This window comes from Lentisphaera araneosa HTCC2155 (genome assembly GCF_000170755.1).
Lineage (GTDB): Bacteria > Verrucomicrobiota > Lentisphaeria > Lentisphaerales > Lentisphaeraceae > Lentisphaera > Lentisphaera araneosa.
Genome location: NZ_ABCK01000007.1, coordinates 1 through 18,133 on the forward strand (window position 1 = coordinate 1; position 18,133 = coordinate 18,133).

Annotated in this window: 16 protein-coding genes; 11 read left to right on the top strand and 5 right to left on the bottom strand. The window is 43.3% G+C overall.

Going from position 1 to position 18,133, the window contains the following annotated elements; translation table 11 throughout:
• The 5 genes from LNTAR_RS08410 to LNTAR_RS08430 form a co-directional block, all read left to right on the top strand.
• Window positions 1-1,284 (top strand): ABC transporter substrate-binding protein (locus tag LNTAR_RS08410; RefSeq protein WP_007278253.1); only part of this gene is annotated, 1,284 nt, incomplete at its 5' end.
• 118 nt (window positions 1,285-1,402) lie between these two features.
• A complete protein-coding gene (locus tag LNTAR_RS08415) occupies window positions 1,403-2,242 on the top strand; it encodes a carbohydrate ABC transporter permease (protein WP_157473413.1) in 840 nt (279 codons plus the stop codon).
• A complete protein-coding gene (locus LNTAR_RS25420; RefSeq protein WP_007278255.1) occupies window positions 2,239-3,435 on the top strand; it encodes an ABC transporter permease subunit in 1,197 nt (398 codons plus the stop codon). Before LNTAR_RS08415 ends, LNTAR_RS25420 begins: the two co-directional genes overlap by 4 nt.
• A gap of 106 nt (window positions 3,436-3,541) precedes the next feature.
• Window positions 3,542-3,925, top strand: coding sequence for a transposase (locus LNTAR_RS08425; protein ID WP_007277235.1), 384 nt, complete (start codon window positions 3,542-3,544; stop codon window positions 3,923-3,925).
• Window positions 3,922-4,758 (top strand): IS3 family transposase, encoded by an 837-nt coding sequence (locus LNTAR_RS08430; protein WP_007277234.1) that lies wholly within the window; start codon window positions 3,922-3,924, stop codon window positions 4,756-4,758. Before LNTAR_RS08425 ends, LNTAR_RS08430 begins: the two co-directional genes overlap by 4 nt.
• 471 nt (window positions 4,759-5,229) lie before the next feature.
• On the opposite strand, the gene LNTAR_RS08435 is transcribed toward LNTAR_RS08430, so the two are convergent.
• Window positions 5,230-6,000, bottom strand: coding sequence for an alpha/beta hydrolase (locus LNTAR_RS08435; protein WP_007278256.1), 771 nt, complete (start codon window positions 5,998-6,000; stop codon window positions 5,230-5,232).
• A gap of 124 nt (window positions 6,001-6,124) precedes the next feature.
• On the opposite strand from LNTAR_RS08435, the gene LNTAR_RS08440 reads away from it, so the two are divergent.
• From LNTAR_RS08440 to asnB, 5 genes are all read left to right on the top strand, one after another.
• Window positions 6,125-6,865, top strand: coding sequence for a hypothetical protein (locus LNTAR_RS08440; RefSeq protein ID WP_007278257.1), 741 nt, complete (start codon window positions 6,125-6,127; stop codon window positions 6,863-6,865).
• Window positions 6,866-6,959: 94 nt separating this feature from the next.
• The gene (locus LNTAR_RS08445; RefSeq protein ID WP_007278258.1) at window positions 6,960-7,499 is read left to right on the top strand and encodes a twin-arginine translocation signal domain-containing protein; all 540 of its coding nucleotides are present in this window, start codon (window positions 6,960-6,962) and stop codon (window positions 7,497-7,499) included.
• A complete protein-coding gene (locus LNTAR_RS08450; RefSeq protein ID WP_007278259.1) occupies window positions 7,499-8,164 on the top strand; it encodes a lipoate--protein ligase family protein in 666 nt (221 codons plus the stop codon). The genes LNTAR_RS08445 and LNTAR_RS08450 overlap by 1 nt, the downstream gene beginning before the upstream one ends.
• A gap of 13 nt (window positions 8,165-8,177) precedes the next feature.
• Complete coding sequence (locus LNTAR_RS08455) at window positions 8,178-9,113, top strand: CsgG/HfaB family protein (protein WP_007278260.1); 936 nt, start codon at window positions 8,178-8,180, stop codon at window positions 9,111-9,113.
• A 153-nt stretch (window positions 9,114-9,266) separates the two neighbouring features.
• Entirely contained in the window at window positions 9,267-11,198 is a 1,932-nt protein-coding gene (gene asnB / locus LNTAR_RS08460; RefSeq protein WP_007278261.1) for an asparagine synthase (glutamine-hydrolyzing), read from the top strand.
• A 118-nt stretch (window positions 11,199-11,316) separates the two neighbouring features.
• Here asnB and LNTAR_RS25425 read toward each other — a convergent pair whose 3' ends face one another.
• The 4 genes from LNTAR_RS25425 to LNTAR_RS08480 are packed head-to-tail and all read right to left on the bottom strand — an operon-like array spanning window position 11,317 to window position 15,968.
• Window positions 11,317-11,943 (bottom strand): c-type cytochrome, encoded by a 627-nt coding sequence (locus tag LNTAR_RS25425; protein ID WP_007278262.1) that lies wholly within the window; start codon window positions 11,941-11,943, stop codon window positions 11,317-11,319.
• A 25-nt stretch (window positions 11,944-11,968) separates the two neighbouring features.
• Window positions 11,969-13,189, bottom strand: a complete 1,221-nt coding sequence (locus LNTAR_RS08470) for a DUF790 family protein (protein ID WP_007278263.1) — start codon at window positions 13,187-13,189, stop codon at window positions 11,969-11,971.
• The gene (locus LNTAR_RS08475) at window positions 13,167-14,558 is read right to left on the bottom strand and encodes a DEAD/DEAH box helicase family protein (RefSeq protein ID WP_007278264.1); all 1,392 of its coding nucleotides are present in this window, start codon (window positions 14,556-14,558) and stop codon (window positions 13,167-13,169) included. Before LNTAR_RS08475 ends, LNTAR_RS08470 begins: the two co-directional genes overlap by 23 nt.
• 3 nt (window positions 14,559-14,561) lie before the next feature.
• Entirely contained in the window at window positions 14,562-15,968 is a 1,407-nt protein-coding gene (locus tag LNTAR_RS08480; protein WP_007278265.1) for a hypothetical protein, read from the bottom strand.
• An 86-nt stretch (window positions 15,969-16,054) separates the two neighbouring features.
• Here LNTAR_RS08480 and LNTAR_RS08485 point away from each other — a divergent pair, with 86 nt between their 5' ends.
• On the top strand, window positions 16,055-18,097 hold the full coding sequence (locus tag LNTAR_RS08485) for a ComEC/Rec2 family competence protein (protein WP_007278266.1): 2,043 nt from the start codon (window positions 16,055-16,057) through the stop codon (window positions 18,095-18,097).
• Window positions 18,098-18,133 lie beyond the last annotated feature (36 nt).

The window sequence follows — 18,133 nt, forward strand, 5'->3', positions numbered from 1 at the left end:
CTTACCCTTAGCATTCTACTTTTCAGCTTTGTCAGTACCGCTGCAGAGCCAGTGAAAATTTGGATTAGTTCAGTTCAAGACAAGCAGTACTATGAAGAGATGGTCAACCGCTATAAAAAGATTGATCCCAGCTTTAATGCCGAAATCTCTGCTTTTGGCTTCATGGAAATGCCCGATAAGCTCAGCGTCGCCATGAAAACGGGTATCGGCACGCCTGATATTGTTCAGTTAGACGAAGTTGTTTACAGCATGTTCTTGCGCGGACCAGCTCCCTTCCTCGATCTCGCTGATCGCGTCAAAAAAGCGGATATCGCAAAAGATTTTCATCCTCAGCGTCTTGCGCTCTTTAGTCAAGACAAAGCGATCTATGGCCTACCTCAGTCCATCAGTGCTTACTTAATTTTCTACCGCAAAGACCTCTTCGAAGAATTTGGTATTTCTGCAAGCGATATTCAAACTTGGGATGACTTCACTACTTTGGGCAAAGACCTCGCAGCTGAAGGTCAAAAATTTCTCCCCTTAGACCCCAGTTACTTCGAAGTTCTGCTTCGTCAGCGTGGTGGCCGCCTCTTCGATGAAAAAGGCAATGCTTTCCCTGACTTTGATCTCGCCGTTGATACACTGCAATTTCTTGCTGACATGCAAAAAAATAAAGTCGCCGTAATGCCCGACCGCGGCACAATTTTTGACCCTGTCTTTTTCTCTGGCGATGTAGAAAACAACGAAGTGCTTGCGATCATTGGTGCCGATTGGTATGGGCTCGATATGATTCAATCCTTTTGTCCCTCACTCGAAGGAAAATGGGGAATTGCGACGCTCCCTAAATGGACTGATAAGAAGACAAAGAAATCTTTCAAATCTGCTACTTTTGCCGGCCAAGGTCTAATGATCTACAAAGGCAGCAAGAACGTCGATAAATCTTGGGGTTTCATGCAATGGGTAATGACCGATAAAGAAGCCAACGTGGCTCGCTTCGTTAATCGCAATAGTTTCCCTGCTTACAAACCCGCATGGTCAGATGCGCGCCTCCTCGCAACTAACTCTTACTTCCCCCACGAATCACTTGGGGCAACAGTACTCAGCGTTTCTACTGATCTTCCCATGATCAACATGAATGCTAAACGTGGCATGTGCGTTTTCCTCATGCGCGAAAAATACTTTGCTTCAGTAATGATGGGTTACCAAACTGCTGAAGAAGCGCTCAAAGAACTCAAAACTATGCTCGACAAAGGCGCTTCAATGGGTGGTAAAGGTCCTGATGATAAGGACCCAAAAGATAAATAAGCTCTAAGCCGAATTGCACAAAGCTCACTCACCTTATAATAGCAGTACAGCCGTACTGCTATTTCCTTTTTTTCTATTCCTGGTTCTCTTTTGGTTGATCCCACTCTGTCAGGGTTTGATGATGAGCCTGACGTCGGATCCCGACATTATTAATCACGAAGCCAGCCCTGAGAAATTTATTGGCTTGAGTCATTACTTTGACCTCATCAAAGATCCCTCTTACCACAAAGCCATTAAAAACACCACCATCTATACCCTGGGTGCCATAGGGATTATCGTTCCCCTCTCCTTTTTTATTGCTCACTTATTGCTGGCCTGCCACAAGTTTTTACGCCCCATTTTCAGCTTCATCCTCATTGTCCCTGGCATCACGCCGCCAATTGTTCTCTCGATTCTTTTCCTGCTCTTTTTTCACGGTGAAAATGGCATTCTCAATCAATTTGTGGCGACGCCTTTTATTGCCCTACTCAAATCGATCAATTCGCCTTGGGCTGAGAGCCTACCCGATTACATCAATTGGCAAAAAGATCCGCGCTTCATCATGTTTGCCCTCATTTTTCAATCTGTGTGGCGTTGGACGGGTTTCATCACCCTCTTCTTCCTCTGCTCTCTGCAGGCCATCCCCAAAAATCTCGAAGAAGCGATTGAACTTGAAGGTGCTAACTTCTTCAAACGACTCATCCATTTACGCATCCCCGCCTGCTCCCACGTCATTCTTTTTGCCATCATTTATTTAATGGTTGATTCAATTGCGATGTTCGCAGGCTCCTATCGCTTACTCGGTGGATCGGGTGGCACTGATGACGCAGGCTTATTGCTGATTTCTTATGTCTATCAAACTGGTTTCACCTTTCAGCAATTCAATCGCGCTGCCGCCATCAGCATGTCGGTTGTACCCTTTTTGGCCTCATTAATTTGGGTGCTTTTTTGGCGCCAGAAAAAGGATGAAGTTCAATGAGTTGGAAGCGCCATAAACTCGCCAAAAGCAATTTGTCTGCCCTCATTTTGACTGGCATTGCTTTGGTCTTTATTTATCCCTTTATTTGGATGTTTTTCTCGAGCTTTAAAACCAATCCAGAAATCTATCAATCGACGCAATTACTGCCTCAGAGCCGAGAATTTATTGAGGCCCGACAGGAACAGATTCAAGATGATTCCAAAGTCAAAAATCGCGCCCAAGCTTTTCGCGAGAAACGCAAAATTAGATCAAAAATCAAAGAACTCGAAGCCCAAGAAGAGCTCACTCTTGAACAAGTCACTTCCCTGCAAGAACTCAAGAAGCAATTAGCTCAACTTGATCGCCCGAGCCCCACTACTGAAGCTCCCACAAAAGCTATTGAGGAGACCGAATCCATGTGGACCAGTCTCAGCAATCTCGATTTCCAATACTTTGATATCTTGCTCAATTCCAATCGCCGTCACCTCGATAAACTAGAAAGCGAAATCGCGCAGGAAAACGACCTCAAGCAAAAAGCTCAGTTACAGGCGGATTATGATCACTTGAAGAAGTATCAATATTTTGACTTTAAAAAAGTTTTCACTAACTCACTCATTATTGCCTTATTGCACTGCTTTGGTGCCGTGGCCCTCAGTGCCTCCGCAGGCTATGTTTTTGCAAAAATTGATTTCAAAGGCAAGAAATTTTTCTTTACTTTAGCCATCTTGGTGATTCTTATCCCGAAACAAGCCCTCATCCTGCCCCTCTTTGAGTGGATCAACTTTATTGGGCTGAGCAACTCCCATGCCGGCATCGTTTTACCTGGCGCACTCAATGCGATTGGACTGCTCTTTTTCACACAAATATGGAAACAAGTTCCCAATGATATGCTTGATATCTGTCGCTTAGAAGGCGCCAGTGAACTGCGCACCTTTATTCACGCCCTACCGCTAATCAGTTCCGCTCTGCTCAGTTTTGCTCTCTTAGATTTCATCATGTCCTGGAACGAACACCTGCTCCCCCTAATCGTACTGCAAAGTCCCGATAAACAGACCCTTCCTCTCGCTCTTAGTCAACTCATGGGGGCGAGCCTCGGCGAGCCTCTCGCAGTCATCATGGCCGGAGCGACTTTCACCATCTTGCCGACCCTCACCCTCTTTGCCCTACTCTACCGCCGCATCAAATCCTCACTCGCGGACCTGCATTTGCATTAGATAATTGGTCAGTTGGCAGGTGGCAGGTGGCAGGTGGCAGGTGGCAGGTGGCAGGTGGCAGTTGTCTTGTCCTGATATAGGTTGTCATCTAAAATAGGAAAAACCTATGAAAGATACAATAAGATATAGTGAATCATTTAAACAAAAAGTGGTAAACGAGATCTCCAAAGGTAAATTTATAAGCTGTGGAGAAGCGAGCCAAGCTTATGGGATATCAGGCTCTTGTACAGTAAGAGCCTGGGTCAAAAAGTATGGTAGAACAGACTTATTACCAAAGGTGATTAAAGTGGAAACAGAAAATGATATTGATGAGATTAAAGCTCTTAAAAAGCATATTGCTGAGTTAGAGAAAACAGTAACCGAACTAGCGATAAGTGATGTTATGAATAAAGCTTACTTTGATATAGCTTGTGATGAGTTCGGCGTATCTGATAAAGAAGCCTTCAAAAAAAAAGTCGGTGTGAAGCGGTCAAAAGAGTCAGATCAATGAATAGCCACTTTACTGTTAAACAACTTTGTAATCACCTCCATATGAGTCGGCAAAATTTCTATAAAAATAAATCTTTAAGCACCAAAAAAGAAGTAGATAGAAAACTTGTGATCGATCTTATTAAAGAACAACGTTGCATTCAATCTGAGCTCGGAATTCGAAAGCTGCAGAATATGTTAGTAGATAACTTCAAAGAGAATTCTATACAGATAGGACGAGATCGCTTATTCGATATAGCTCGCGAAGAACGCCTATTAATCAAAAGAAAGAGGAAGTACTGTCGAACTACTGACTCTAGGCATCGTTTTAAAGTCTACAAAAATCTAATAAAGGATAAGGTGTTAACCGCACCTAACCAGGTGTGGGTTTGTGATATAACCTACATCAGAGTTGCAAAAAGCTTTGTTTATCTAGCGTTAATCACAGATGCCTTCTCTAGAAAAATTATTGCTTATAATGTGGGAGAGAGTTTAGAAGCTGTAGGATGTATCAAAGCATTAAAGATGGCTTTAAAAAGTCTCCCAAAAGGGTCATACCCCATCCATCACTCTGACCGTGGGTCTCAGTACTGCTGTCACGATTACATTGAAATCTTGACGAATAGAAATCTTCCTGTCAGTATGACTGAAGAAAACCATTGCTATGAAAATTCAAAAGCTGAAAGAGTCAACGGAATACTGAAGTATGAATATCATTTACGCGAAACATTTAAGAACTTTAAAGATGCTAAAAAAGCAATTAAGCAGGCTATTTACTTATACAATAATTGTCGCCCTCATACAGCTTTGGAATATTCATTTCCAAGTGTTGTTCATGAAACACAATGTGCATAAATATTAGTCAATTAACATAAACAAAAGTGACAACTATTTTTCAGGACTTGACAGTTATGCTTTAAGTACCAAAGGTACGACATAACACAGCCTAGCTTGTGAGAGCTAGGAAATTTAATTGAAGCAAATATCTGAGTGCCGAAGGTACGGCATAGAGTCCGGCTCATTTTTAATGATAAAGTTTCACCACAGAGGACTCCGAGAACACAGAGTTAATCATATCTATTAATTCACACTTCATTTATTAAGCTATGAATAGAAACTCTTTTGAAATAGAAATAATTATTCTAAAGCAGGGCAAAGCCACTTAGTCGCCTGGTCAAGGATTGGCAAATCCTTGCTGGGAGAGCTCGAGAGGGTCAGCGTCCTTCTCTTATGGGTCGCATCATGCACTCTAATGGTTATTCATATTTATTAATTCACACTTCATTTATTAAGCTATGATTAGAAGCTCTTTTGAAATAGAAATAGTTATTCTATGAGAAAAAAATCCTTAATGGCTTTTTTGTATTCTTGACGCTCGGAGAGGTCGTTGTGACCCGCATTCTTAATAACTTCGACTTGGGGTTTTACTTTTGCGAAAGCCGCAATCAACTTTTGGGAATTTGCCATGGGGATGACTTCGTCATTATAAGCTAAGAGAATCAAGGTGGGAACAGGAAGTACAGGAACTCGATCAATTGACCTATACTTCTCTGTCAGTACCACTGACATGGGGTAAATTGGGAAACGTTTTTGCGCCACACTCTGTATGCTATCATAAGGCGTGATCAGAACCATTTTATCAACGGGTCGCTGACTTGCCAGGTAAACGGCGACTCCCGTACCCAAACTACGCCCCACGAGACTGATGTGATCATATCGAATTTTCAGTTCATCATAGAGCTTAAGAGCATCGGCAAAAATAGCTTTTTGTGATGGTTTTCCCGTACTCGAACCATAACCGCGATATTGCATGAGGTACAAACTGCGATCTTCGCAAAGCTCAGCTATTTGGGGAGCTGAATACACCACATTTTCGCCATTGCCCCCAAAGTAAATAACCGCTTGCGATTGCCCCTCCTCAATTTTTAAAACGGAGATCTTCTCTCCCTCACTTTCCAAAACTAAAACGGGGTACTGATGCTCAATATTTTTCACCGGATAATAAACCAAACTGGTCTGCACGGCATAAAGCACTAAGCCCAAAGCAAGATAGAGCCCCACATAGACTCCCAGCCTTATCTTTATCGCTTTTTTCATTTATCACCACATTTAAACTCAATATCCTGTAAATATAGGTCCTTAATTGACAATTTGGTCTTTTCCTATCAAATATCTTTGCTTATCTTATGTGACATTTGGATCATTTAGGGAGAGATAAAAAATGAAAAAGGAAAATAAAGAACTCATCATCTGTTTGCTGAGTGGAGTCATTTTAGGGGTCTTAGCTTTTTACTTCCAATTCACTCGCTTCATTTTCTCCTACCTTACCATACTCGTGCATGAACTTGGGCACTCAATTTTTGGTTGGCTCTACGGCTACCCCTCTATCCCTGCCTTCGACTTTACTTATGGCGGGGGCGTTGCCGTGCATATGCACAGAAAAATTGAAATAACTTATGTGACCTATGCCATTTTAATTTACGGGATTTTTTATCTGAGAAAAAACCTCATACCACTTATTTGTAACATCGGGTTTCTCATTGTCTTTGCTCTAACTAGTCGCAACGAATGGGCCGATATCATGCGCATCTACATGGGGCACGGTACCGAACTTGTCTTTGCAGCGATTTTCCTCTACCGTGGTTTAACGGGAAGCCAGTCCGTGAACAACATAGAAAGTAGTCTCTATATTGCCTGCGCCTTTTTTATCTTTTCCCAAAACTTGGATTTTGCCCATAGCCTGAGAAATGATGCGGCTTTCCTCGCTAATTATATGCAGGGAAAAGGTGACCTCACCCACGATTTTCACGTTCTCTGCCTCGATCACTTTAATAAAAGTCAAATTAAGGATGTGGCCTTTTTTCACTACTTTGCCACCGGCTTCACAGTATTAATTGGCATTGGTTTTGCAGCCCTACGCGCCTTCCTACTCCAAAGAGAATTTGACGAAGAAGAAGATTAATTTTCCTGCTCAGAGGAATTAACAGTTTCCAGCAGTTGAGCATTTGAGTATATGATTTATCTTGCTTGGTGTCATCTACTTAATGGAGTCAAAAATGAACAACCGTAGAACTTTTATCAAATCAGCTCTCGTCGCCTCAGGTACGGCCCTCTTGGCCTCTTGTGAATCTAGCGAAGAAGTTGAAGATTTATATCAAGACGAAGACCCTTTTTCCTATGCCGAAAGCTCAAGTTTCCTCACCAAACCTGAGAGGGGCTTTGATTACTACAAATTTAATGGTTCTGACTACGACGGACAAAAGCGTAGTGAATCTGCCATGGATAAGCACAAGCCCATCGTCAAAATCTCTGGCAACAAAAAAGAATTCATCGTCAGTTTTGGCAGCAATGGCAAAGAGCACCCCCACAAAAACGGCCATTATTGGACTTGGGTAGAAATTACTGACCGTCTCAATAATGTTCATACGGTCGCTTTCCCAGAGCCCGCGAAATACGACGAATTTTATGGTGACGAAGGAACGGAGTTCAGAGCTTATATTCAGACTCCCGAGCCTCTGCAAGTCGGTTGGATTCGTGTGCGAGCTTGCTGTAAACCCCACGGCGTTTTTGTCAATTACGCAGAAATTGAGGCTTAATGGATAAATTCCGCCCATTACTCTCGGAGAACTCCGATTTCCTATCGGAGGAACCGCTTGGGGAAAGCGTTTTAGAAAAAGATGCTCGCCCCATACGAGTTTGGCAACCCAAACATCCCGTAGTGGTTTTGGGACGTTCGCAAAAAGCTCACAAAGAAATTCATCTCGATAATACCAAGGCCGACGCCATCCCCGTTTTTAAACGCATGGGTGGCGGGGGTTGTGTGGTTCTCGACGAGGGTTGTGCCTGTGTGGCCATTCGCTATGAACGCGAAAAAGAACTCAATATTGACCGTTACCTACGCCATAGCTCCAAAGCGATTCAAGCTTTTCTCTACGAAACTTATGGCTTAGCCACAGAAATTCGCGAAAACTACGACCTCTCCTACCAAGGCAAAAAATTCCTCGGTGCCTCTCTTTATATGCCGCGTGAATGGAGTGTTTATTCCTGTGTTATTTTACTCAAAAATGACTCTATGGAAAAAATCCTTAAGTACCTTACTCCGCCTTCTAAGCAACCGGCTTATCGCGAAGATCGCAAACACGAAGATTTCTTATCTCCCCTCGAAAATCACATCAACTTTAAAATTGATGATTTCATCAATGATTTAGAGACTTTTCTCTACGAAAAAAAATGGTACCTTGGTCCTCAGGACGAAGATTAATTAGGAGCTCAAAATGAAACTTTTATCTTTACTCAGCTTAGTCATACTTTTCTGTTCCTGCCAAACGAACTCCAAGCGTTTACCTGCTGATGTCATTGATAAAAAGATTCCTACCATTGCCGTTTTAGAATTTGCTGATAAGAGTCATTTTCGCTACCGTTGGAACGTAGGCGAAGGCATTCGCGATTCACTCATTGATGAGCTGGTGCAATCCAAGCGCTACAAAGTTCTCACTCGAAAAAATATTGATGCCGTCATTGGCGAGCTCAACATTCAACAAGACAAACTCTTTCGTCCCGAGGGTAAAGTAGCCCGTGGCCGCCTAAAAAATGTGCAATACTTGCTCAAGGGTTCAGTCACCGATTTTGCTCACGTGGCAAAAACCGGCGCCTCGGCTTTCTTTAGTAACTGGGGTTTCTCGGGCAGCACCCACGTTGCCGTGGTTACGGTCACACTTTACATCATCGAGGTCGAGAGTGGCGAGATTATTGCCTCTAAGCAGGTCGAAGGTAAAGCCCATGCGACTTCACTCGACGTGGCAGGTCAATACAAAAACATGAGCTTTGGCAGTGGGTCTTTTTACCGCACACCCTTGGGAAAAGCCTGTAAAGAACTCATGCATCAAGCTCTGCTCGAAATTAATAAAACCATTGCCGATAAGAAGTGGTACCCTCGAGTCATTCGCAACGAAGGTGACACCGTCATTATTTCCGGAGGGGAAAATCGGGCTATTAAACTGGGCGCTGAATACTCCGCCTTTTTTCAAGGCTCTCCCCTCATTGACCCCGAAACAGGTGATATTTTGGGTTACTCCGATAGCCAGCTCATCGGCAGAGTCAGAATCAGCGAAGTCAAAGATAAATTTAGCTACGCAAAAATCATTAGTGGCAGCTTTAAACAAGGCCAAGTTTTACGAGAAGTTATCCCTGAACCGCTCCCCAAAAAGTAGCTAAATCCGCCCATAGGGAGCTTATCCTGTTAATTTTTTAAGAAAATCTCCATTATTATCCCCATAAACGACAATTAGCTCTACTTCACCAACAGCTTTTCGTGTAAAATTTTTGACAAAGAGTAAATTTTGTCAAAACAATAGGACATTATCATGTGTGGGATTGCGGGTTTCCTCAGTAAAGGAGGAATTAGCATTGAAGATCGAGATGCTCTGGGTGAAATGGTCACCCAGCTCGACCACCGTGGTCCCGATGCTAATGGCAAATGGTTTGGTAATCACATGGCTTTGGGCCATACACGACTTTCCATCATTGAATTAAGTCCCGCTGGTGCGCAACCTATGCACAGCGCCTGTGGTCGCTACGTTATTTCATTTAACGGCGAAATTTATAACTCAGAAGAAATTCGGAGTAAGATTACCACACCCTATCCCTATCAAGGCAACTCGGATACCGAGACCATACTCGCCGCCATAAGTTATTGGGGTGTCGAAGAAGCTCTCACACAATTCAATGGCATGTTTGTGGCTGCTGTATGGGATCGCGCTAATGAAGAGCTTAAATTATTTCGTGACCATCTGGGGAAGAAACCCTTATTTTACGCCTTTTCTCATCACCACTTCCTTTTTGCATCTGAGCTCAACAGCCTCAAGAAGGCGCCCAGCTTCAACGCAGAAGTCTCTCAAGATGCGCTTCATATGTATATGCAATTTGGCTATGTACCTGCACCTTATTCGATTTTCAAAAACTGCTACAAACTTCGTCCTGGTCACATTCTCTCTTTTTCACTGAGAAGTTTTACTGTGAAAAATATTAAAGCCTGGTGGGACCTCCACAAAATTGTCGTCAAGGAACCCACAAAATTGAGCTTTGCGGAAAATGTCGAAAAAACCGAAAGCTTGCTCGAAGATAGCATTCGCCTACGACTAAATGCCGATGTGCCAGTTGGAGCCTTTCTCTCTGGAGGAATAGATTCCTCACTCATTTGTGCGATGGCCGCAAAAATTCATCCCCAAGCACTCAAAACCTTCTCCATTGGCTTTGATGAAAGCCAATATAATGAGAGTGCTCAGGCAGAAATCACCGCAAAAGCCATTGGTGCTGACCACACGACCTTTATGGTACAGGCCCAAGATGCCCTCAAACTAATTCCCAAATTACCTCATATTTGTGATGAGCCCTTTGCGGATTCCTCGATTTTGCCCACCACACTCATTTCTCAATTGGCTCGCAAACAAGTCACGGTGGCGATTGGAGGCGATGGCGGTGATGAAATATTCTGCGGTTATGAGCGTTATTTATGGGGCGAAAAAATTCTCGAGATGCGTAAGAAATATCCTAATTTTATCAATAAAGCTATTTGTCATGGTGTTGACTTCCTAAGACCTGCCACACTCAATAAACTAGCTGCGATGGCTTATAAATTTAAGGGCAAAAAAGCACCACATCTCTTTGCCGATAAAGCTGCGAAATTCACGAAAGCACTACGCCAAACAAACTCGCGTAAGCTCTATCGCGAACTGCATTCTCTCTGGTCAAATCCGAATGAAGTTTTGTCCTACGGACAAGATGGTATTCACTTATTTTCAGACTCCGATGAATGGCCCGATTCTCTCAATCCCGTTCGCCAGTACATGTTTGCCGATTTAATGATGTACCTCAGTGATGATATTTTGCAAAAAGCTGACCGTGCTTCCATGTCCACAAGTTTAGAATTACGCTCACCACTAATCGATCATCGTTTAGTGGAACATTCTTGGACCATGAGTATGGATAGCCTCATTGGACCCGAGAAAAACATGAAAAAACGCGTCCTTAAGTCTCTTCTTGGAAGACATCTACCCGATTATAACTTAGAGGCCCCAAAGCAAGGTTTTGCAGTACCCATTGCCGAATGGTTGCGCGGCGACCTCAAAGATTGGGCTCAGGACCTCATTAACGATTCCCATACTTTTGACTTCTTCTATCATAAACAATTGCAAGAGACTTTTCAGCAACACCTCAGCAAACGTGCCAATCATCAGCACAAGCTTTGGGCCGCCCTCATGTTCATTCAATGGCACAAAGATTTAAAGCAGGGTTAAGCCTGTTTTTTAATTTTCTCGGAAATAAATTTGCCGATTAACAATCGGCGCTCCCAGCAAAAATCTGCAAGCGCAGCGGTCTTGCAGGGGAGCGATCTGACAACTCTAGAGTTATCTTCTATTCTCCGAGATTGATATAAGAAATGTATTCCACAATATCTTTAAAGTTTTGATCACTCAAGGGAGTGACAAGTGCGCGCATCGCCTGGCCTTCGATATCTTTTTCGTGATAACCACGGCGCCCTGATTTATAGTTGCGCAATTGAGTTAGCAGGTACCAATCTTCCAAGATCGCTAAGCTGCCCGTATTCGCCTCTTTGAGCCCTTGGGCGGAGTCGCCGTGACAAGCGAGACAATTCTTTTCATAAAGGTCTTTGCCCATTTTTGAATCGCCTTTCACCGTGCGTAAATAATTCCGAGGAGTTCGTCTCGCTAGCAAGGCCACCGCTTGAGTTACGTCTTGCTCATTTAAGTCTTTAATGGCCGTCGCCATCAACTCCCCCTGATAATCGTATCGGTGCGTTCCGCGCTGAGCTAATTTAAACTTCTGTATTTGCCCTAACATGTAAGCTTCGTCTAAACCATCGAGTATGGGGCCACGCTGCATTTCTTTGTTATCGTGACAGACGAGGCAGTGCTGAAGCATTTGCTGAGCTTCGGCACTTGCCAACGGCTTTTGAGCTTCTTGTTGACAAGAACTCAAAGCAAAGAGCAAAAGTATGAGCAATGAAGAGAATGATTTCATGAAAGTCGTTTTCCTTTAAACTCGCTCATGAAAAGCTTTTTAACAAAGAATTAACGCGAGTAACGGAAGGAAAGTCATTAAATAAAAAGCCGTGCTTTGCAAAATAGGGATGGCTTTCGACTTCTTCTTTAAAAGTAGATGCCCTCACTAAGCTACGGTCAATGCCGATGAGCAGCTGACAATTGGGCTTAGTATAGAGTTGGTCGAGGCGACGACGCAATGCCCCCGCATGCCAACGGTGAAAAAGCTCCATGTGCACCGTTTTTGCGTCCTTCGCAAAACTGAGGTCGGGGAAAATCAATTCTTGCTTGCCTTCCTCGCCCATTTCCACAAAGGGAGTGTCTCCGACGATTTGCCAATCTTTTGCTTTGTCCGCAAAAGTTTTATGAAAGAGACGAATTTCTTCGGGTACAAAAGCACTGAAATTTTTATAATGGCTCTTGAGCCCCGCTCGGTGTGTCAGCTTGAGCACCTTATTTTTAAAGCGCGGCAAATCGACTTTAGCTTCAAATTGCCAATTAGCACAATCCACAAAGGCGGGAATGAAATTAGCCAGCTGTAAACCGTATTTGCGAGTGTTTTCAAAAAGGCTTATGGGGCCATCGATGGTGATTTTTAAGGTCCCTTTTTGGGGGCTTTCAATACGTGCGAGTAAGCGAAAAAATTTGAGGTATTTAAAGATCTTGCGCAATTCAGCCGCTTCGACTTTTTTGAGCGTCAGAGCTAAATCTCCGGCAAATAACATGTGGTACTGCACTTGAGCTAAATTATAGCGATGCAAGAGGTCCACTGGACGCATAGCTTTAAACTTGAGCAGCAGGTCACTATGAGGTAAGTCCCCATAAAGATCTTCGTGAACGAGTTCCTGTAATTCATTGGCCACCTGACTTTCAATCTGATCACGAAAGCCTTCAAAATCGTATTTATCTGCTTCTTTTAAGAATTTCGCACTCAAATCAAAAACTTGTTCACGGGCCGAAGCGAAATCGACCTCTAAGCATTGAGTGAACTCGCAGCGATCCAGGCATAGGCGGTTGAGACCACGAGCCATGAGGGGTGTCGAAAAACCATTGATAATAATGGACGATTCTTCTTCGAGTTCCTGACGGTTTTTCCCTTCGCCAAATTGATAAATATTGAGCAGATCCTGCGCAAGATCCAGTAAGCCTTGCTGATCCGTTTTTATCGAATGAGGGTGAATGCGATCTTTGCGACGGGAAAATTTAACGAGATCCTTCGTAAGCACTATGCTGCCTCCTTCTTTCAGATACATTAAATTCACTGGTATTGCGGCTTATGAGTTCATAGAGTACGGCTTGTTTCCCTTGCGATTTTCGCAAAATTCGTCCCAAGCGCTGCACGTGTTCACGCGTACTGCCACTGCCCGAGACTACGATACCCACACTCGCTTCTGGTACATCGACGCCCTCGTTCAAAACTTTTGAAGTCGCTAAAATAGGGTGCTGGCCCGAGCGGAAGCGCTCAAGCATTTTTTTACGTTCTGCGGACTTGGTGTGGTGCGTCAAAACGGGGAGTAAAAAGCGACGACCAATTTCATAAGCCGTATCATTATCTGCGGTAAAAATCAAAATCCTTTCCCCCGCATGATCTTTAAACACTTGCCAGATCTGACGAAATTTAGCTCGCCCACAATTGGCAATTTTTTTCTGGGCATAAAAGGCTTTTAGTGCACGGCGACCCTCATCACTACGGGCGCAGGCCATGATAAAGCGGGCCCAGCCATCGCCATTGGAAAAACTAATGCCACAACGCTTGAGGAAATCTAAATAAATTTGCCGTTCTTCGTGATAGAGAAATTCTTCATCCTCATCTAAATCGAGCTCAACTCGACGGGTCTCATAAGGTGAGAGGATCTCCCCTTTGAGTTCACCAATTTCCATGCGAAAACAAAGTGGGCCAGTCAGGCCGCCATATTCACTGAGCCCCGTGTGAGAGCGTTCGGGTGTGGCAGTCAAACCAAGACGAAAAGGCGCCAAAGACATGATTGCAGCCTGGCGCATGCGGTCTCCTGGCAAATGGTGACATTCATCAAAAATCAACAGTCCAAAACGATCTCCGAGCCACTCCATCATCAACAAGGCTGAATCATAGGTACTAACGGTAATATTTTGCACATCTTTTTCACCTCCACCAAGCATTCCGATTTCGCAAGCAAAGCATTCACTCAAACCGCGTTGCCACTGATGCATGAGGTCAATGGTGGGAACAAGAATGAGGCTTGGGCGTTGGCAATACTGAATGCCCATATAGGCCAAGAAAGATTTACCTGCCCCCGTGGGTAAAACCACCATGCCGCGGCAATTCACCTTTCGCCATGCTTCAAAAGCCTGGCTCTGGTGAGCTCGCGGGCTCATGCCATTTTGCATGGCAAAATTCTGTTTTTGGTAATCTTTAGCTTCATCAAGAAAAGGGATTTTTGCCCGATGCAAAGTCATGACAATTTTTGCGTAGTTCATCGCTAAAGCACGATAAGTCCGCACGCGTTCATCATACGTTAGTAAGCCCTTGAGGAGCTCGCGGTGCTGATCACCGACTCGATCGACTAAAATTGTCCCCGCATCAAAGCTGAGGACAATGGGCTGTTCTTGACTCATTTATTAATCGTTGTCTTCATCCAAAGTAATACGACGACCAAGTCCTTTGACGCTTACTTTTTTTGCGTTGCTGAGGTAGAGTTTGCCACCCTTAATACCCTCTGCGGTCACGTAGGCTGTTACATAGACATTTTTTGAACCATATTCAATGCGCTCAAATTCACCTTGGGGACGATCGCGACGATTTTTGCTCATGGAATCTTTCTTAGATTTCTTACTCTCTGTTCTCCAAGTCTTCATTTTGTCATTGAGGTCACTCCAGTTCGCGAGGTCAACATTGTAGAGAGGAATCTGCATAATGATCTGATCGGAATCAAGCGTCAGCATATAATTACGGCTACTTCCTGTCCCCATGTTTTGTATGTAACCGTTAACTTTAAATTCCTTGCCTTTATACTTCTCAATCTGCGTACGGCTGTAGTTTCTCAGCTTTTGTTGCAAGACATAAGCCGGAACGCCTGCCGTGCCCCACTCAGGAAAAAGGGGTGGCGGAGCATCCGTTATTTTCACCGAATTACCCTCGACTTTATATTCGAGATTGAGGCTTTCGCACATATGTTCGAGAATGTCTCGTACTGATTTATTGGCCAAAGTATAAGTTTCTTTTTCAGGACGAGGTAAAACACTTTTATAAAAAACAGCGCCATTTGTCGCCTTCATTGGCCCTAGGTGAGAAAGGCGAATACCTTCATATTCAAAAGTCACTCCCAACCAATACATCGCGTGTATCATTTCGTTGAGCATGCTAATAGCTGAGACTTCTGAGTAAGCCACGGTCATTTTATGATTCTGCAAAAGCGATTTGAAATCATCTTCTTCAATACCGCCACCTTCGTCATCACTCCCAGAAATACGTCTCATTTCTTCGTCTTCTTTGCGTTGACGCTCGGCTTCAGCTGCTAACTGTGCTGCCTCAACTTCCACATCGTAGATTTCTGGTGATCCTGCAATTTTAAATAAGTGGGCTAAATTTAAATTAAATGCTGATGCACGAGCATCATCCATAATTAGGTGAGTTGACTCGTTAAGCTTGGTGTATTTCTCTGCCATTTGAGCGTAAATATAAAGAAACTCCCGCTTATCTTTATCACCCTCTAATTCAACAGCTCGGTCAGATAAGTTCTTTCCTAAGAACTGGCTCGTATCACGGCCTTTAACCGACTGGGGCTTCCCATATATTAAATTCGTTTTTATATTTTTTGCCACACCTAGGTCGGGGCGCATGAAATGAACAAAGGCGAGGAGGCTCTTTAAATCTGCTGCTTTTGGATCCGTGTTGGCTTTGTGATAAGCGAGTTGCACACTGTAGTGGTAAATTTTTTCTTCTAGTGGAGAACGAAACTTAATTGTCCCTGCACAAATGCTTTGGATAAAAAGCAAAGACATTAATAAGTAAAATATTTTTTTCATAGACTTCCCAGTATTAAATTAAGAGCACAAATATATATCGGGCAGGATAAAATTTCTGTCCCGATTGAATGAGGAGAGGTACAAAAATGTCTATTGACTGCCATGCATACCCTTTGGAACGATTTTTTGGGGCGTTTATTGTGGGACTTATCACTTTTCTTCCCTGGCATTCACTGCCCCTCATGGCTCAAAGCCTCATTCTGCTCAGTAGCCTACTTTTCCTATTTTATAAAAAGCTTTACTCACTAATTTTTTTTGTTTTACTCGGTGCTCTCTGGGCGATTTTGTTTCAAGAACGGGAACCTGAAAAATTTAAGGCAATGGGTGGCTCACTACTGGCTCGAGTCGATGATAGCCAAATCGTTCATGGCCAGACGAAGCGGAGGACCATTGAAATTTCTGTACAGTCATTCACCGGTCATGACCAAACTCAATTGACTGACTTTAAGGCCCTCTTTGAAAAGCCAAGAGAACTGGAAACTCACTTCCATGATCAGATAAGCTGCCAAGGTTCATTAGTCCCCGTAAGTAGTCAGCTCGCTTCCGACCAGGCTTACATCAAGCATTTACACCTCCGGGGTATTTTCTGGAAATTCATTCCTCTATCTGAACAAGATATCAAAATCGCCCCTCAAAAATCTCTGCAAAAAAGCATTCTCAATGGGCGAGATAATTTCTTGGGTCGCTTGGAACGGCAACTCGGCAATGAAAGGAATTATACCATTCTCACCGCCATGCTTTTTGGTCTCAAACAAGAACTCAGTAGTAGCCAAAAAGATACCCTCCGACGATCAGGACTGATGCATATCTTTGCCGTATCTGGTTTACATGTGGGTATCGTTGCCTTTATTCTTTTATGGCTTATGCGACTGCTATTAATTCCCGTATGGTGGAGATTCTCTTTGCTCCCCATCATTCTAATTCCCTACTTAATCATGACGGGTTTACCGGCTTCTGCACTGAGGGCTTGGGTTATGATTAGTATTTGGTCCATTGGACTTTGCTTGAGTAAGAGTAGCATCAGCCTCAATAGCCTTTATGCGGCTGGATTTGTCATCTTACTTTTTGATCCCAACCAAGTCCTACTCGCTGGCTTCCAATTTTCCTTCCTAGTGATTTTTGCTTTGCTCATGAGTCTCAAGCCCTTAGATGAACTCTGCAAAATTCTCGATGAAAAAATTAATTGGGGACAAAGTTTTTCTTATCATCGGCATCACTTAAAAAATAAGATTCTCAAAACTTTTGGCATCACTTTTGTGGCCTACATGAGTTCTTTAGGAATGAATATTTACCTCTCGGCAAATAGTAATCCCTTTTCCCTCTTGGTTAACTTAATTTGTATCTTTTTAGCTGCTCCGCTTATGGCTTGCGCCCTACTTTCGAGTGCCCTTCCCTTTTTAAGTCCTTTACTCAATAGCTTTACGGATTTTTTTGCGGGACTCGCAAATATGAGCTCACAATTTTCGCTTAAGCTAGGAGATTTACCCGGCTTTGTTTGTGCCTTGTATTCTCTCTCTTTTCTAATGATTTTGCGCTTACGCCCCACAGTTAAAACTCAAATGATTTTACTCTCGTCTCTGCTTTTCTCTTTGATCTTATTTTTGCAATGGAATCACGATGATGAGGGGATTATTATCTTTCGGGGCACTGGTCAAGAGCAAGTTTCCCTCGCTATTTTCGAAAAGGATCAAAGTCTCTTAATCAACTGCAGTGATTTTCAGGCGGCGAGTTTCTTTATAAACGAATGTGATAAACGGGGACTTTCGCGCATTGATTTACTCATTTGCGATAATCGCAAAAATTCTTCTTTAGGTTCACTCAGCTTGCTCAATAAGCAAAGGCTCCAAAGCCTCACATTTCTCAACCCACGCTCAACGCCAACTCAATTTCAGCAATACCTTCACCAACAGAGTTTTGAGATGAATTGCCCCCTCTATTTTTCACCACCTCTGCATAGCCCGATTAAAAAAATTGATACGCAAAGTTTTACTTGGGGTTCCTACCAGATTGAGCTCAAAAATTCACATTTAGGGAAAACTGAACTCAGTATTCACCATAAAGATAAGAGTATCAATCGTTCATTAGCCATGGCCAACTACCCTCAAATCGAAGTCATTCCACTGCAATAAAAAAGGCAGATACCTAAGTACCTGCCTTAATTCACT

What these genes read in the sequence shown, in the direction of transcription:
- LNTAR_RS08415 (WP_157473413.1), top strand. Translation starts at nt 1,403, where the DNA reads ATGATGAGCCTGACGTCGGATCCCGACATTATTAATCACGAAGCCAGC.
- LNTAR_RS25420 (WP_007278255.1), top strand. Translation starts at nt 2,239, where the DNA reads ATGAGTTGGAAGCGCCATAAACTCGCCAAAAGCAATTTGTCTGCCCTC.
- LNTAR_RS08425 (WP_007277235.1), top strand. Translation starts at nt 3,542, where the DNA reads ATGAAAGATACAATAAGATATAGTGAATCATTTAAACAAAAAGTGGTA.
- LNTAR_RS08430 (WP_007277234.1), top strand. Translation starts at nt 3,922, where the DNA reads ATGAATAGCCACTTTACTGTTAAACAACTTTGTAATCACCTCCATATG.
- LNTAR_RS08435 (WP_007278256.1), bottom strand. Translation starts at nt 6,000, where the DNA reads ATGAAAAAAGCGATAAAGATAAGGCTGGGAGTCTATGTGGGGCTCTAT.
- LNTAR_RS08440 (WP_007278257.1), top strand. Translation starts at nt 6,125, where the DNA reads ATGAAAAAGGAAAATAAAGAACTCATCATCTGTTTGCTGAGTGGAGTC.
- LNTAR_RS08445 (WP_007278258.1), top strand. Translation starts at nt 6,960, where the DNA reads ATGAACAACCGTAGAACTTTTATCAAATCAGCTCTCGTCGCCTCAGGT.
- LNTAR_RS08450 (WP_007278259.1), top strand. Translation starts at nt 7,499, where the DNA reads ATGGATAAATTCCGCCCATTACTCTCGGAGAACTCCGATTTCCTATCG.
- LNTAR_RS08455 (WP_007278260.1), top strand. Translation starts at nt 8,178, where the DNA reads ATGAAACTTTTATCTTTACTCAGCTTAGTCATACTTTTCTGTTCCTGC.
- asnB (WP_007278261.1), top strand. Translation starts at nt 9,267, where the DNA reads ATGTGTGGGATTGCGGGTTTCCTCAGTAAAGGAGGAATTAGCATTGAA.
- LNTAR_RS25425 (WP_007278262.1), bottom strand. Translation starts at nt 11,943, where the DNA reads ATGAAATCATTCTCTTCATTGCTCATACTTTTGCTCTTTGCTTTGAGT.
- LNTAR_RS08475 (WP_007278264.1), bottom strand. Translation starts at nt 14,558, where the DNA reads ATGAGTCAAGAACAGCCCATTGTCCTCAGCTTTGATGCGGGGACAATT.
- LNTAR_RS08480 (WP_007278265.1), bottom strand. Translation starts at nt 15,968, where the DNA reads ATGAAAAAAATATTTTACTTATTAATGTCTTTGCTTTTTATCCAAAGC.
- LNTAR_RS08485 (WP_007278266.1), top strand. Translation starts at nt 16,055, where the DNA reads ATGTCTATTGACTGCCATGCATACCCTTTGGAACGATTTTTTGGGGCG.